The following is a 13,447-nucleotide window of genomic DNA, read 5'->3' as shown; positions in this document are numbered from 1 at the left end:
AAAACTGCGGCAGTGCCTATTTCAGGCACTCGTTCCCAATCATCATCGCGAGGCATTCATGACCGTCGTCACACCGAAATTCGGCATGGGCGCTTCCGTGTTGCGGCGCGAGGACCAGGCTTTCATCAAGGGTGAGGGGCGTTACACCGACGACATCAGCCCTGCCGGCCTGTTGCACGGCTATGTGCTGCGCTCGCCGGTCGCCAAGGCGAGCTTCACCATCGCCTCGACGGAAGCGGCAAGGGCCGCGCCTGGCGTCCATCTGGTGCTGACCGGTGCCGATCTCGCCCATCTCGGCAAGCTGAAGTCCGGCGTCATGCAGCGGCAGCCCGACGGCACCAAGGCGCCGACCCGCGATATCCCGATCCTGTGCAGCGACAGGGTCAATTATGTCGGCGATGCCGTCGCCTTCGTCGTCGCCGACAGCCGCGCGCTGGCGCAGGACGCGGCCGAGATGGTCGAGGTCGACTACGACAGCGAGGACGCCGCCTCCGGCACCGCCACCGCGCTGGATGAAGCCACGCCGCTGGTCTGGCCGGAACTCGGCTCCAACCGCGCCTTCACCTACCACATCGGCGACAAGGCCAGGACTGCGGCCGCCTTTGCCAAGGCCGCGCACGTCACCCGCATCGAATTCGTCAACAACCGGCTGGTCTGCAACTACATGGAGCCGCGCTCGGCGATCGGCGAATGGAACGTGGACGAGAACCGCTTCGTGCTGACCACGGGGTCGCAGGGCGTGCACTCCATGCAGTACATCATCGCCGACCTGTTCAAGATCAAGAAGAGTGAGCTGCGCGTCATCACGCCGGACGTCGGCGGCGGCTTCGGGCCGAAGAGTTTCGTCTACCGCGAATATCCGCTGGTGCTGGAGGCGGCGAAGCGGCTTGGACGTCCGGTCAAATGGGCGGGCGACCGCACCGAGCATTTCCTCACCGACGCGCAAGGTCGCGACAACGTCGTGCAGGCCGAAATGGCGCTCGACAAGGACGGCCGCTTCCTCGGCATGAAGGTCGAGCTGTTGGCCAATATGGGCGCCTATGTCTCGCAATACGGGCCGTTCATCCCCTATGTCGGCGTCACCATGTCGACCGGCGTCTACGATATCGGGGCGCTCGACGTGTCGGTGACCGGCCTCTACACCAACACCTGCCCGGTCGACGCCTATCGCGGCGCCGGTCGCCCGGAAGCGGCCCTGCTGCTGGAGAAGCTGGCCGACGCCTGCGCCCATGATCTTGGCCTGCCGGTCGAGGAAATCCGGCGGAAGAATTTCATCCGCCCCGAACAGTTCCCCTACCGCACGCAGACCGGCCGCCTCTACGACACCGGCGAATTCGCCGGCCATATGGACCGCGCCATCGAGCAGGCCGAGTGGAAGGCGTTTCCAAAGCGGCTCGAGCTGTCGAAAGCAGGCGGAAAGGTCCGCGGCATCGGCATGGCGACCTATATCGAGGCCTGCGCCTTTCCGGGTTCCGAGCCGGCCTTTGTCGAACTCAACGGCGACGGCACGGTGACGCTGAAGATCGGCACCCAGACCAACGGCCAGGGCCATGCCACCGCCTATGCGCAGTTCCTGTCGGAGAAGCTCGATCTGCCGATCGAAAAAATCCATGTCCGCCAGGGCGATACCGACGAGCTGAAGGACGGCGGCGGCACCGGCGGCTCGCGCTCCATTCCCCTTGGCGGCGTATCGGCTTCTCGCGCGGGCGAGGACCTAGCCAACAAGATCAGGCGCATCGCCGCCGACGAGCTCGAAGCCTCGGCCGGTGACATCGAACTCTCCGATGGCGTCGCCCGCATCGTCGGCACCGACCGCACGATCGATTTTTCCAGCATCGCCAAGGCGGCCAAGACCCCGGATGATCTCAAGGGTTTCGGCGAATTCGTCCAGGACGAATGCACCTATCCGAATGGCACCCATATCTGCGAGGTCGAGATCGACCCCGACACCGGCACGACGGACATCGTGCGCTACACCATCGTCGACGATTTCGGCGTTACCGTGAACCCGATCCTGCTCGCCGGGCAGGTGCATGGCGGCGTCGTCCAGGGCATCGGCCAGGCGCTGACCGAAGGTACGGTCTATGGCGAGGACGGTCAGCTGTTGACCGCGAGCTTCATGGACTATGCCATGCCGCGCGCCGACAATTTCCCGTTCTTCCATTTCGAGACCCGCAACGTGCCCTCGACCACCAATGCACTAGGCATCAAGGGCGCCGGCGAGGCCGGCACGATCGGCGCGACGCCGGCCGCGCTCAACGCGGTGACCGACGCGCTCTGGCGCGCCTATGGCATCAGGCACATCGAGATGCCGGCAACACCGGCGCGCATTTGGGCGGCGATCCAGGAAGCATCGCCGACGTGACGGCGGAGAACGGGGCCGAGCCGAAGGCTGCCGGCGATCATGCAGTCGGCCACAGCACCCTGCGGGGCATCGCACTCAAGGTCGTTTCGGTGGCGGTCTTCGTCGGCATGTCGACCTGCATCAAGGCGGCAGGCACGGTGCCGGCCGGACAAATCGTCTTCTTCCGCTCCTTCTTCGCCATCTTTCCGATCATCGCTTTCCTCGCCTTCAGGGGAAAGCTCGGCACCGCATTCACGACCAAACGGCCGTTCAACCACATTGCACGCGGTGTCGTCGGCGTCGGCGCCATGGGGCTCGGCTTCTTCGCACTGACCAGGCTGCCGCTGCCGGAGGCGATAACGCTCAACTATGCCCAGCCGCTGCTGGTGGTGGTGTTCTCCTCGATCTTCCTCGGCGAGGCGATCCGCGTCTACCGCTGGAGCGCGGTCGCGGTCGGCCTTGTCGGCGTGCTGATCATCTCCTGGCCGGAACTGACGCTGCTGCACTCGGGCGCCGCGCTTGGCGACCAGGAGGTGCTCGGCGTCATTGCCGCGCTGATTGCCGCGGCGATCTCAGCCGTCGCCATGCTCCTTGTGCGCAACCTCGTCCAGACCGAGAAGACGGCGACCATCGTGCTCTGGTTCTCGTCGACGGCGAGCGTCATGTCGCTGTTGTCGCTGCCGTTCGGCTGGCAGGCGCTGACGCCGGTGCAGACAGCGCTGCTGGTCGCGGCCGGGTTCTGCGGCGGGCTCGGCCAGATCCTGATGACGGCGGCCTACCGCCATGCCGAGGCCTCGGTCGTGGCGCCCTTCGAATACACCTCGATGATCCTCGGCGTCGTCGTCGGCTATCTGGTGTTCGGCGACGTGGCGTCGCTGAACATGCTAGTCGGCGGCGCAATCGTCGTAGCGGCCGGCATCTTCATCATCTGGCGCGAGCGGCAGCTGGGCCTGGAACGTACCCGCACGCGTAAGGCAACGCCGCCGCAGGGGTGAGGCTGACTTCGTTCTGTAGAGTTCCTTCAAACCCCGCGACCTTTCCGGTTACGACACCTTCGCCGCCCGCTCCTTCGCCATCCGCACCAGCACCGTCCTCGTCTGTTCGTCGGCCGGGAAAAAGGATTCGATCGCCAGTTCCGACAGCGTCACATCGAGCGGCGTGCCGAAGACGGTGATGGTGCTGATGAAGGACAGCACCTGGTCGCCATGCGCGAGCCTCAGTGGATGCACGATACCATCAGGCTCGACCGGAACGGGACGACCGCCCTTGAGGCCGGACGGATAGGATCGCAGTTCGCGCTCCAGTTCGACCAGCACCGGGTCGCCGCTGGCATCGTTCTGGTGCTTCAGCCGCTCCAGCAGATGCGCCCGCCATTCCGCCAAATTGACGATGCGCGGCGCGACGCCACCCGGATGCAGGCTGAGCCGCAGCACATTGGCCGGCGGCTTGAGCAGCGACGTTTCGCTGACATCCGCCAGCAGCGGGCCGATGGCGGCATTCGCCGAAACCAGGTTCCAGTGGCGGTCGACCGCCAGCGCCGGGAAGGGCTCGTGCCCCCTGAGCACGGTCTCGACCGCGGCCATCGCCGGCGCCAGCGAGGCATCGGTGAGCTGCCGCTCGCTGAAGCTCGGCGCAAAGCCCGCCGCCAGCAGAAGCTGGTTGCGCTGCCGGAGCGGGATCGAAAGTTGCTCGGCCAGATGCAGCACCATGTCGCGCGAAGGCGCGGCGCGGCCGCTTTCGACGAAGCTCAGATGCCGCTGCGAGATCTCGGCCTCCATGGCAAGGTCGAGCTGGCTCATGCGCCGGCGCGTGCGCCATTCGCGGATCAGGCTGCCGGCGGAGGTCTGGGTTGTTGTCATGACGGTAGGACTAGGCTGGCGGGAGGGGATTTCAATTACCTGGGAGGTCATAGCGCTGCTTTCCCTTCTCCCCTTCTTGTGGGAGAAGCAAGAGGCGCCCAGCCCTCAACCCAATCCCCGCAGCTTCGCCTTCACTTCGAGAAAATCCCGCCAGGCCAGCTTCTTGTGCGCCGGCGTCCTCAGCAGATAGGCCGGATGCAGGGTCGGCATGGCCGGAATGGCGATGCCGGACGCGGTGGTATGGACGCGCCAGTTGCCGCGCAGACGCAGGATGCCCTCGGTGGTGTTGAGCAAGGTCTTGGCCGAGGGGCCGCCGAGATTGACCAGCACCTTCGGATTGACCAGCTCGATTTGCCTAACGATGAACGGACGGCAGATTTCGGTCTCGTGCGGCGTCGGCGTCCGGTTGCCTGGCGGCCGCCACGGGATGACATTGGCGATATAGGCCGATGTCCGGTCGAGGCCGATCGCCGCCAGCATGCGGTCGAGCAACCGGCCGGAGCGGCCAACGAAGGGCACGCCTTCAAGGTCCTCGTCACGGCCGGGCGCTTCGCCGACCAGCATCAGGTCCGCGTTCGGGTTGCCGTCGGCGAATACGAGGTTCTTGGCGGTGAATTTGAGGTTGCAGCCGTCAAAGGTCGCCATGTGCTGGCGCAGTTCCTCAAGCGTCGAGGCCGTCGCCGCCAGTTGCCGTGCAAGTGCGGCCTGCGCCTCATCCGGTACCGTCGCGGCTGAAGGCGCACGCGGGGGTGGCGCGTCCGGCAACCGGCTCATGTCAGGCCGTGACGGCGCTGATGGCGGTTGCTGTTGAACGTTTTCGTGCGCGGGCGTCGCTGCCATCTGCGCGCGCTCCGCCAGTTTCGGCGCCGCCTCGGCGAACCGGTTCACCGGCGCGTCCTCGAGCGCGTCGTCAACGCCGGCGCTGGCATAGAAGGCGAGCAAGTCGGCGAGGTCGGATCGGTTGATGGGGGAGGCGGCAGTCATGCCGCCACCATCGTCCGCGCGACATGAATTTGCAAGGTTGGACCGCGCGTTGAAGTATGGCGGCATACTTCATCCGGTGGGTATGCGCGGATCCTGCACCAGATAAAACGTCCAGCGCGGCGTGTAGTCGGTAATGAGGAATTCGAAGCGACCCGTCATCAGCGGATCGATCTTGCCGTTCTTGAACAACAGCCGGTCATAGGGTTCGAAGTCGCGGTCGAAATCGGCAAAACTGCTCGATATGATGTAGTCGGGTGTCTTGTTGCGCTGGTCGAACGACAGGCCGTCGCCGAACACGCTCGGCTGGTTGAGGATCTCCTGCAGCTCGAACTGGAACTCTACCCAGGCCTGGCCGCTGTTGTTGAGCACTTCGATGCGCATGTACATGATGCCGTTAGCGACATCGCCGGCCCTGCCGAACGCCTCGATCGGTTTGGTCGTGCGGATGGTCAGCGTCACCGGTGTCGCCGAATTCAGCTCTTCGGTGATGACGATCGGATCGTCCTTGGTGCCGATGCCCGAAGCGCCTGTGATGTGGAAGCCGCCGAGCTCGTCGGAAAAGGAATAGGCGCCGGTCGCCCAGACCTTTAGCTGCTCGCCATGGGCTTCGGTGACAGCCAGCGGCGAGAGGAGCAGAAGAGCCACGCGGCAGGCCTGGCCGGGCGTTGAGAAAAAGCGCGTCAATGAAAAGCCGGATGGCTCAGGCGGGCGCATGGGGCGAAGTATGGCCGATAAGCAAGCCGTCGAACAATTGAAAAAGCGGCAGCCGAATGCTTCTCCCCATCAGCCGCGACTTTTTGTCGAAATCGGTATTGTCACGCCAGCGCCGGTTTCCCGTCGCGAATTGATGCGCTATGCAGCGGATAAGCCAGCAAGATACCCGGATGGGATTGGCCAGTGCGGAGGGGTTGATGAGCGACATCGAATGCGAGAGCATGGAATTCGACGTGGTCGTCGTCGGCGCAGGCCCTGCCGGCCTCGCCGCAGCGATCCGTCTCAAGCAGGTCAATCCCGAGCTTTCCGTCGTCGTCCTGGAAAAGGGCGGTGAGGTCGGCGCCCACATCCTGTCCGGCGCCGTCGTCGATCCGATCGGCATCGACCGCCTCCTGCCGGGCTGGCGCGAGGAGGAGGGGCATCCCTTCAAGACGCCGGTCACCGACGATCATTTCCTGGTTCTAGGCCCCACCGGCTCGTTCCGCCTGCCCAATATCCTGATGCCGCCACTGATGAACAACCACGGCAACTACATCGTCTCGCTCGGCAATGTCTGCCGCTGGCTGGCGACCAAGGCCGAGGCGCTCGGCGTCGAGATCTATCCGGGTTTTGCTGCCGCCGGCCTGCTCTACAACGATGCGGGTGCCGTCACCGGTGTCGTCACCGGCGACATGGGCGTCGAGAAGGACGGCACGCACGGCCCGTCCTTTGCGCCGGGCATGGCGCTGATGGGCAAATATGTGCTGATCGCCGAGGGTGCGCGCGGTTCGCTCGCCAAGCAGCTGATCGCCAAATACAAGCTTTCCGAAGGCCGCGAGCCGGCCAAGTTCGGCATCGGCCTCAAGGAACTCTGGCAGGTCAAGCCGGAGAACCACAAGCCCGGCCTGGTGCAGCATTCCTTCGGCTGGCCGCTCGACATGAAGACCGGCGGCGGCTCCTTCCTCTATCATCTCGAGGACAACCAGGTAGCGGTCGGTTTCGTCCTCCACCTCAATTACAAGAACCCTTACCTGTCGCCGTTCGAGGAATTCCAGCGCTTCAAGACCCATCCGGCCATCGCCGGCACCTTCGCCGGCGCCAAGCGGCTGGGCTATGGCGCGCGCGCCATCACCGAGGGCGGCTTTCAGTCGGTACCGAAACTGTCCTTCCCGGGCGGCGCGCTGATGGGCTGCGCGGCGGGCTTCGTCAACGTGCCGCGCATCAAGGGCTCGCACAATGCGGTGCTCTCCGGGATGCTGGCGGCCGAGCATGTCGCCGAGGCGATCGGCGCCGGCCGCGCCAATGACGAGTTGGCTTCCTACGAGGCGGCATGGCGCTCGACCGACATCGGCAAGGACCTGAAGAAGGTCCGCAACGTCAAGCCGCTGTGGTCGCGCTTCGGCACCATCATCGGCGTCGGCCTGGGCGGCCTCGACATGTGGCTGAACACGCTGTTCGGCTTCTCGCCCTTCGGCACGTTGAAGCACGGCAAGGCCGACTATGCGACGCTGGAGAGCGCCGCCAAGCACGAGAAGATCGCCTATCCCAAGCCCGACGGCGTGCTGACCTTCGACCGCCTGTCCTCGGTGTTCCTGTCCAACACCAACCACGAGGAAAACGAGCCGGTGCATCTGCTGGTCGCCGACATGGCCCTGCAGCAGCGCTCCGAGCACGATGTCTTTGCCGGGCCCTCGACGCGCTACTGCCCGGCCGGCGTCTATGAATGGGTCGACAAGGACGGCAACGCCGCCGCCGACCCGACGGCCAAGGATGTGCGCTTCGTCATCAACGCGCAGAACTGCGTCCACTGCAAGACCTGCGACATCAAGGACCCGAACCAGAACATCAACTGGGTTCCGCCCCAAGGCGGCGAAGGCCCGGTCTATCAAAACATGTAAGCCACGCGCCGACCGGGCCGTCTCGACCGCCGCCGGCAAAGATGCCGGCGAAGGCCCGGTCTACCAGAACATGTGAGACATAAGGACTGTTGAAACTGTCACGCGCCTATGTTTCCATTCCCGGACGATACGGAGATGGCCAATGCGCCTGGCGGTTCTGACATGTTTGGTGGCGATCGCTGCCCTATGCGGCTTCGCTGCGGCGGCCTCGGCCGGCAGCAAGGTGGTGGTCAAGACCAGGACCTATGACATCACCGGAACCACGGGACTGGCGCTGATGGAAGCCATGGACCGCAGGGGACCGAAGCACGGCTTCATGACGCATGCCATCGCGCAGACCGGCTATACCGTCGATTGGGACCTTGACGCCGGCCAGGACAATGGCGTCTGCCGCATGCGGCGGGCCAACGGCACGCTCAATCTCTTCTATACGTATCCCCGTGTCGCCTCAGCGACGACGCCAGCCCTCCAGAAGCGCTGGAAGCGGTTCTTCACCGGCGTCCGCGCTCATGAGGAGACCCACGGCCGCATCGCCCGGGAAATGATGCGCGTCACCGAGAGGTCGATCCGGGGACTGAAAGTTGCCGACGACCCGTTCTGCTACAAGACACGCCGCGAGGCGCGGCGGCGTATCGAGGCCACCTATGCCGTATACGAGGCGAAGCAGAACGCTTTCGATGCCCGCGAGCATCGCAACGGTGGTCATGTCGAGCGCCTCATCATCGCTTTGATCAAGCCTTGAAGACTGGGTTCTGAACCACCTATGCTGGCAGGACAGAGGGGCGCGAAGGATCGCGACAAGTCAATTTTTCGTCTGACCCCACGGCCTCACCGCCGCGAGCGCCGTCTCATGCTCGTCGTCAGGCTTTTTCTCCTCGGGCCGCAGCGAGAACTCCACCATCACAGGAAGATGGTCGGAGCCGGTATCCTCCAGCCGCGACGCCGAATGGATCTGCACCGCTCCCTTGCTGAAGACCTGATCGATAGGCAGTCCGGCGTAGCGCCGCAGGAAGTCCGGCAGCTGGAGAAAGATCCAGGTCGGCCCGGCCGAGGGCATCGCTGTCAGTTTGCCGAGCGAGGCGACGCGCCGCACGGCAGCGCTCCACGGCACGGCGTTGCAGTCGCCCGCCATGATCGCCGTTTCGCCGAGCGAGGCCAGTTGCTGCGACAACTCGCCGATCTGCCATGACTGTTCTCGCGGCCATGGCCAGCTGAGATGGATGGCGGCGACATCGACGGCGCTGCCGCCGAAATCGACCTTCGCGATGGCCATCGCGCCGCGCCGTTCACAAAAGGGCTCGGTGCCGGCGACGAACGGTCGCCTGGACAGCAGTGCGACGCCGAATACCCCGTTGGGGTAGGGGCAGAGGATCCGGTAGGGATAGGCATTGGTGATATAGCCAAGCTCGGTCGTCCACATCTCCGACACTTCGTCGAGGGTAATCACGTCGGGGGTGGTCCGGCCGATCAGCGACAGCACCTTCTTCGGCGTCGGATTGTCGTAGCGCAAGTTCATCTGCAGCAGTCTGTAGACGGGCTGGTCGACCGGCTTGTCGACATAGGCGGCCTGCACCTGCCACAGGCGCGGCAAGGCGTTCGACGTCGTGGCGAAGGCCGCCACCGCAAAGACGAGCGCCGCGGCCGCCTGCAGGCGAAACGAAGTGACAAGCAGCGGCAAGGCGCACAGTGCCATCAGCACGGCCAGATGGACGCGGAAGTGGGAGAATGAATCGAAAGCCGGATGCAACGCGCCAAAAAACCCGGCCACCAGCGCGGCAGAGAGACCCAGCATTGCCAGGAACGCCATCGAAGCCATCATGTTTCGCACGCGTGCCATCAGACCAGGGTTTGCATCGCCGAGGTGTCCAGCCTGTTTATCGGCCAAAATGCGGCCCAATCAAGATGACCAAATGGCTCACCGGGAGCCTGCGGGCCGCGCCTACTGGAAGGCCGTCTCCGAAAAGCTTCGGAGCTTGCGCGAATGCAGCCTATCCATCGGCATCCCGGCCAGTTTTTCCATCGCCCTGATGCCGATGGTCAAATGCTGCGCCACTTGCCGCTTGTAGAATTCGGTCGCCATGCCGGGCAGTTTCAACTCGCCATGCAGCGGCTTGTCGGAGACACAAAGCAGCGTGCCGTAGGGCACGCGGAAGCGGAAGCCGTTGGCGGCGATGGTCGCCGATTCCATATCGAGCGCGATCGCCCGCGACTGCGATAGCCGCTGCACCGGCCCGCGCTGGTCGCGCAGCTCCCAGTTGCGGTTGTCGATGGTGGCGACGGTGCCGGTGCGCATGATGCGCTTGAGGTCGTAGCCGGAGAGCCCGGTGACTTCGGCGACCGCTTCCTGCAGCGCCACCTGGATCTCGGCCAGCGGCGGGATCGGCACCCAGACCGGCAGGTCGTCGTCCAGCACATGGTCTTCCCGGACATAGGCATGCGCCAGCACGTAGTCGCCCAGCGCCTGCGTATTGCGCAAGCCAGCGCAGTGGCCGAGCATCACCCAGGCATGCGGCCTCAGCACCGCGATATGGTCGGTGATCGTCTTGGCGTTGGACGGGCCGACGCCGATATTGACCATGGTGATGCCGCCATGGTTCGGCTTCTTCAAATGATAGGCCGGCATCTGCGGCAGGCGCTGCGGCGGCGTGCCTTCACCGGGCATCGTCGCTCCGGACTTGGTGACGACATTGCCGGGTTCGACGAATTCGGCATATCCGCTGTCGCCATTGGCCATCAGTTCGCGCGCGCGGGCGACGAACTCGTCGATGTAGAACTGGTAGTTGGTGAACAGCACGAAGTTCTGGAAATGCTGCGGCGTGGTCGCCGTATAGTGCGACAGCCGGTGCAGCGAATAGTCGATGCGCTGCGCCGTGAACGGCGCCAGCGGCCTCGGCTCGCCGAACGCCACTTCGAAGGTGCCGTTGGCGATCTGGTCGTCGGTGCCGTCGAGGTCAGGCACGTCGAACAGATCGCGGATCGGCCGCTTGATGCGCTCGGCGGCAGCGCCGTCGACATGGGTGCCTTCAAGGAAGGCGAAATGCAGCGGGATCGGCGTGGTCGATTCCGAAACCGTGACCTGAACGCCGTGATTGCGCATGATCAGGCGAAGCTGTTCGATGAGATAGCTCTCGAACAGCATCGGCTGGGTGATGGTGGTCGAGAAATGCCCCGGCGTCGGCATATGGCCATAGGCCTGCCGCGAGTCGATCTGCGTGAAGGAACTCGTGGTGACGCCGATCTCCGGGTAGAAGGCCCGATAGCGCTTGTTGTTGTCGCCGCCCGCGGCCAGCGCCGTGAAGGAATCGCGCAGGAACTTGGTGTTGCGGTCGTAAAGCGCCTGCAAGGCCGCGACCGCCTTCTTGGCGTCGTCGTAGCTCTGCTTGCCGAAAGGCTCCGGCATGACGACCGATTCGATGGCTTGGGGGTAGATTCGCTTTTCCATGGCTCAATATAGAGACTTGGAAGGGCGCTTGGGAGGGGGAGGCGGGCCGAACGTGACCGGGCGGCAAGTTTTTTCTTCAGCCGCGCTGCAGGCTGACCAGGAGCACAAAGCCGACGCCGTTCTTCTTCAACGCCGGCGCCTCGATCGTCGAGCCCGCATCGGCGCGGATCATCGGCACCGCCAGCACCGGGGCGGCGAGAAGCGTCAGGATGAGCGCTGTCCGCGGCAGGAGCCGAAGGATCGTCAGGGCGCTGGTGGCGATGCGGTTCATGGTCGTTTGCTTTTCTTTGGGTTTCTGGTGCTTTGTCGTTTCAGTGGCGAAGATGGTTCGAACAGCCGAAGCTGCAGGAATTGGCAGCGTCCCAGGAGCGGGCCGGACGGCCTGCTTCGGCGACGAGGATGGCGAACAACATGCCGAACAGGCTCATCAGCAGGCAGACGATGGCGAAGCGGCGAGCGAGCATTGGCGTGGTGTCCTCCTTCAATACCGAGGAGAATGCCCGAATGCCTCTGAACCGGCTCTGATGCCGGCGTTCATCTGCGGTTCAAATTGATTGACGGTGTTTTGGACGTCGCGCAGGGGCGTGAGGTCGAGGCTGTGCGCCTGCCCCTTGGCAACAACAAGTCGGCGGCGCCACCGCGCAGCGCAAAAGGAAACGGGGCCGCGAAGGCCCCGTTCTCTCATTCTTTGGCGGTGAAGACGATCAGAGCTTGTGCCAGGTCTGGCTCTTGCAGATCAGTCCGCCGAGCACGCAGCCGCTCATCTTGAGCGAGGTGCCCGAAAGCGTCGCCTTGCCGGAATAGGTCTTGTCGTTTGCCGGATCGGTGATGTCGCCGGCATATTTGTTGTCGCCGGCAGGCTTGAGCGAGCCGATGGTCTTGCCGGCATATTTGCCGGTCTTGAGCGTGATCGAAAACGAACCGCCGCCAGCGATGGCTGCGGTATCGCCGGCCTGTGTCTTCCAATTGCCTTCGATCGGGTCGGCCCATGCCGCACCGGTCATGATCAAGGTGGCCGCCAGGGCCAGGCTCACTTTTCGAAACATGTCTGTCCTCCCTATGGGTTCCGATGGGGCTCCGTTCCGCCTTCCCGCCCTTACGCAAACGTAAGCTAATCCAGCTTCCAGCAAAACAAAAGCGGTGCCGCCACGGAAGGTTTCGGGATTTATTCGCTACCGTCGGCGAACAAATGAAGCGATCTCGACCTACAGCGCTGCGCGTCTTCTTGGACGCGCAAAGGACGCTGCAGCACTTTAATTGGCGCATGATCCTTTCCGAAAATCGATTTCGATTTTCGGGTCATGCGCTGGTGATTGGTTCCCGTGGTTAGCGGAGTCTTGACCCGGCTGCTCGGAATTTTCGTCAAATTTTTCGCAAACAGGCTGAATCGCTGGCTTTGTATCCTTAACGAATTTCCGCGTTTACCTCTTGTTTTAGCTTTGTTTTCCTCAAATTAAGCACGCCATTTAACGACGGATTCAAGGCTCGGCTGCATTCTCGAAAGCATCGAAAGAGCGGCCCCCCAAGGGATACCAAGGGACAGAAGGAGGCAGCTCTCGGGAGCCAGACAGGGGATTTGAAATGGCACGTTTTGAAATGCTTGAAGCCGGCTTCGGCGCCATGGGGGCAACTGCCCAGGCCGACATTCTTTTCGAACTGGGCATGATGTATGCGACCGGCCGCGATTGCGAGACCGACGTCATCGCCGCCCACAAATGGTTCAACATCGCCGCCATCAAGGGTTCGGTCCGCGCCGCGGAGTTGCGCTCGGAACTGTCGGCCGCGATGTCCAAGGCCGAGATCGCCAAGGCGCTGCGCGAAGCGCGCGAATGGATGACGATGCACTGAGCAGCGGGTACGGGGCAGGAACGCTTTTGGGTCAAGGCCGCGAAAGACGGCCGGCCCCACCAGGGACAAGGCCGCGAGAAGACGGCCATATTAACAAGACCAAGAACACGGCAGGCCGACTCCGGCCAAGCGGTACGGCAGACAGGGAAGTGAGCGGGTTTCGGGGCGCGGGGGCGTTCGGGGAAACTCCATTGGCAAAAGCCGCGACCGGCCGGGACAAGGCCGGCGCGGCTTTGGCTTTCTTGGCCCGGGCGAGATCAGGCCGCGTCTATGACTGAAGCATGTTCGGTGGTGATACTGCGCAGGCCCAATCGAGTGCCTGCGATGCGCCAAGACATGCCGGGCGAAGGGTGAAATTGTCCCGCCATCTGAAAGAAGC

At 63.8% G+C, this 13,447-nt stretch carries 14 protein-coding genes; 5 read left to right on the top strand and 9 right to left on the bottom strand.

All coding sequences use genetic code 11. The features are described from left to right. The first annotated feature begins 58 nt into the window (after positions 1 to 58). On the top strand, positions 59 to 2,365 hold the full coding sequence (locus tag AC1RUK_RS18260; RefSeq protein ID WP_481834502.1) for a xanthine dehydrogenase family protein molybdopterin-binding subunit: 2,307 nt from the start codon (positions 59 to 61) through the stop codon (positions 2,363 to 2,365). Next, positions 2,362 to 3,339, top strand: a complete 978-nt coding sequence (locus tag AC1RUK_RS18255; protein WP_481834503.1) for a DMT family transporter — start codon at positions 2,362 to 2,364, stop codon at positions 3,337 to 3,339. Before AC1RUK_RS18260 ends, AC1RUK_RS18255 begins: the two co-directional genes overlap by 4 nt. A 48-nt stretch (positions 3,340 to 3,387) precedes the next feature. Here the strand turns inward: AC1RUK_RS18255 and AC1RUK_RS18250 are convergent, their stop codons facing one another. From AC1RUK_RS18250 to AC1RUK_RS18235, 4 genes are all read right to left on the bottom strand, one after another. After that, on the bottom strand, positions 3,388 to 4,203 hold the full coding sequence (locus AC1RUK_RS18250) for a helix-turn-helix domain-containing protein (protein ID WP_481834504.1): 816 nt from the start codon (positions 4,201 to 4,203) through the stop codon (positions 3,388 to 3,390). A 105-nt stretch (positions 4,204 to 4,308) separates the two neighbouring features. Beyond that, positions 4,309 to 5,187, bottom strand: a complete 879-nt coding sequence (locus tag AC1RUK_RS18245; protein WP_481834505.1) for a uracil-DNA glycosylase — start codon at positions 5,185 to 5,187, stop codon at positions 4,309 to 4,311. Positions 5,188 to 5,256: 69 nt separating this feature from the next. After that, positions 5,257 to 5,901, bottom strand: coding sequence for a hypothetical protein (locus AC1RUK_RS18240; RefSeq protein ID WP_436171709.1), 645 nt, complete (start codon positions 5,899 to 5,901; stop codon positions 5,257 to 5,259). After that, a complete protein-coding gene (locus tag AC1RUK_RS18235) occupies positions 5,888 to 6,109 on the bottom strand; it encodes a hypothetical protein (RefSeq protein ID WP_481834506.1) in 222 nt (73 codons plus the stop codon). The genes AC1RUK_RS18240 and AC1RUK_RS18235 overlap by 14 nt, the downstream gene beginning before the upstream one ends. Here AC1RUK_RS18235 and AC1RUK_RS18230 point away from each other — a divergent pair. Next, positions 6,099 to 7,778: an electron transfer flavoprotein-ubiquinone oxidoreductase gene (locus tag AC1RUK_RS18230; RefSeq protein ID WP_481834507.1), complete on the top strand. Its 1,680-nt coding sequence runs from the start codon at positions 6,099 to 6,101 to the stop codon at positions 7,776 to 7,778. The two genes, AC1RUK_RS18235 and AC1RUK_RS18230, sit on opposite strands and share 11 nt — an antisense overlap. Before the next feature lie 142 nt (positions 7,779 to 7,920). Next, positions 7,921 to 8,520 carry a DUF922 domain-containing protein gene (locus tag AC1RUK_RS18225; protein ID WP_481834508.1) on the top strand — a complete coding sequence of 200 codons (600 nt, stop codon included), beginning with the start codon at positions 7,921 to 7,923 and terminating at the stop codon, positions 8,518 to 8,520. Positions 8,521 to 8,580: 60 nt separating this feature from the next. Here the strand turns inward: AC1RUK_RS18225 and AC1RUK_RS18220 are convergent, their stop codons facing one another. The 5 genes from AC1RUK_RS18220 to AC1RUK_RS18200 form a co-directional block, all read right to left on the bottom strand. After that, positions 8,581 to 9,615, bottom strand: a complete 1,035-nt coding sequence (locus AC1RUK_RS18220) for an endonuclease/exonuclease/phosphatase family protein (RefSeq protein WP_481834509.1) — start codon at positions 9,613 to 9,615, stop codon at positions 8,581 to 8,583. Between the two features lie 102 nt (positions 9,616 to 9,717). After that, a complete protein-coding gene (locus AC1RUK_RS18215) occupies positions 9,718 to 11,178 on the bottom strand; it encodes an AMP nucleosidase (RefSeq protein WP_481839464.1) in 1,461 nt (486 codons plus the stop codon). 118 nt (positions 11,179 to 11,296) lie between these two features. After that, positions 11,297 to 11,491, bottom strand: coding sequence for a hypothetical protein (locus AC1RUK_RS18210; protein ID WP_481834510.1), 195 nt, complete (start codon positions 11,489 to 11,491; stop codon positions 11,297 to 11,299). 40 nt (positions 11,492 to 11,531) lie between these two features. Continuing rightward, entirely contained in the window at positions 11,532 to 11,684 is a 153-nt protein-coding gene (locus AC1RUK_RS18205) for a hypothetical protein (protein ID WP_481834511.1), read from the bottom strand. A 240-nt stretch (positions 11,685 to 11,924) separates the two neighbouring features. Beyond that, positions 11,925 to 12,266, bottom strand: coding sequence for a DUF2147 domain-containing protein (locus tag AC1RUK_RS18200; protein WP_481834512.1), 342 nt, complete (start codon positions 12,264 to 12,266; stop codon positions 11,925 to 11,927). A gap of 535 nt (positions 12,267 to 12,801) precedes the next feature. Between AC1RUK_RS18200 and AC1RUK_RS18195 the strand changes: the two genes are divergently transcribed. After that, the gene (locus AC1RUK_RS18195) at positions 12,802 to 13,068 is read left to right on the top strand and encodes a sel1 repeat family protein (RefSeq protein WP_436171716.1); all 267 of its coding nucleotides are present in this window, start codon (positions 12,802 to 12,804) and stop codon (positions 13,066 to 13,068) included. The last annotated feature ends 379 nt before the right edge of the window (positions 13,069 to 13,447 follow it).

This window comes from Mesorhizobium monacense, from assembly GCF_056781675.1.
Note: the sequence above shows the minus strand (reverse complement) of the source record. Positions and strands in the feature narration are given on the sequence as shown.

Excerpts from the sequence above, each read along its gene's own strand:
- AC1RUK_RS18260 (WP_481834502.1), top strand. The coding sequence starts at position 59 with ATGACCGTCGTCACACCGAAATTCGGCATGGGCGCTTCCGTGTTGCGG.
- AC1RUK_RS18250 (WP_481834504.1), bottom strand. The coding sequence starts at position 4,203 with ATGACAACAACCCAGACCTCCGCCGGCAGCCTGATCCGCGAATGGCGC.
- AC1RUK_RS18245 (WP_481834505.1), bottom strand. The coding sequence starts at position 5,187 with ATGACTGCCGCCTCCCCCATCAACCGATCCGACCTCGCCGACTTGCTC.
- AC1RUK_RS18240 (WP_436171709.1), bottom strand. The coding sequence starts at position 5,901 with ATGCGCCCGCCTGAGCCATCCGGCTTTTCATTGACGCGCTTTTTCTCA.
- AC1RUK_RS18230 (WP_481834507.1), top strand. The coding sequence starts at position 6,099 with ATGAGCGACATCGAATGCGAGAGCATGGAATTCGACGTGGTCGTCGTC.
- AC1RUK_RS18235 (WP_481834506.1), bottom strand. The coding sequence starts at position 6,109 with ATGTCGCTCATCAACCCCTCCGCACTGGCCAATCCCATCCGGGTATCT.
- AC1RUK_RS18225 (WP_481834508.1), top strand. The coding sequence starts at position 7,921 with ATGCGCCTGGCGGTTCTGACATGTTTGGTGGCGATCGCTGCCCTATGC.
- AC1RUK_RS18220 (WP_481834509.1), bottom strand. The coding sequence starts at position 9,615 with ATGGCACGCGTGCGAAACATGATGGCTTCGATGGCGTTCCTGGCAATG.
- AC1RUK_RS18215 (WP_481839464.1), bottom strand. The coding sequence starts at position 11,178 with ATGCCGGAGCCTTTCGGCAAGCAGAGCTACGACGACGCCAAGAAGGCG.
- AC1RUK_RS18210 (WP_481834510.1), bottom strand. The coding sequence starts at position 11,491 with ATGAACCGCATCGCCACCAGCGCCCTGACGATCCTTCGGCTCCTGCCG.
- AC1RUK_RS18205 (WP_481834511.1), bottom strand. The coding sequence starts at position 11,684 with ATGCTCGCTCGCCGCTTCGCCATCGTCTGCCTGCTGATGAGCCTGTTC.
- AC1RUK_RS18200 (WP_481834512.1), bottom strand. The coding sequence starts at position 12,266 with ATGTTTCGAAAAGTGAGCCTGGCCCTGGCGGCCACCTTGATCATGACC.
- AC1RUK_RS18195 (WP_436171716.1), top strand. The coding sequence starts at position 12,802 with ATGGCACGTTTTGAAATGCTTGAAGCCGGCTTCGGCGCCATGGGGGCA.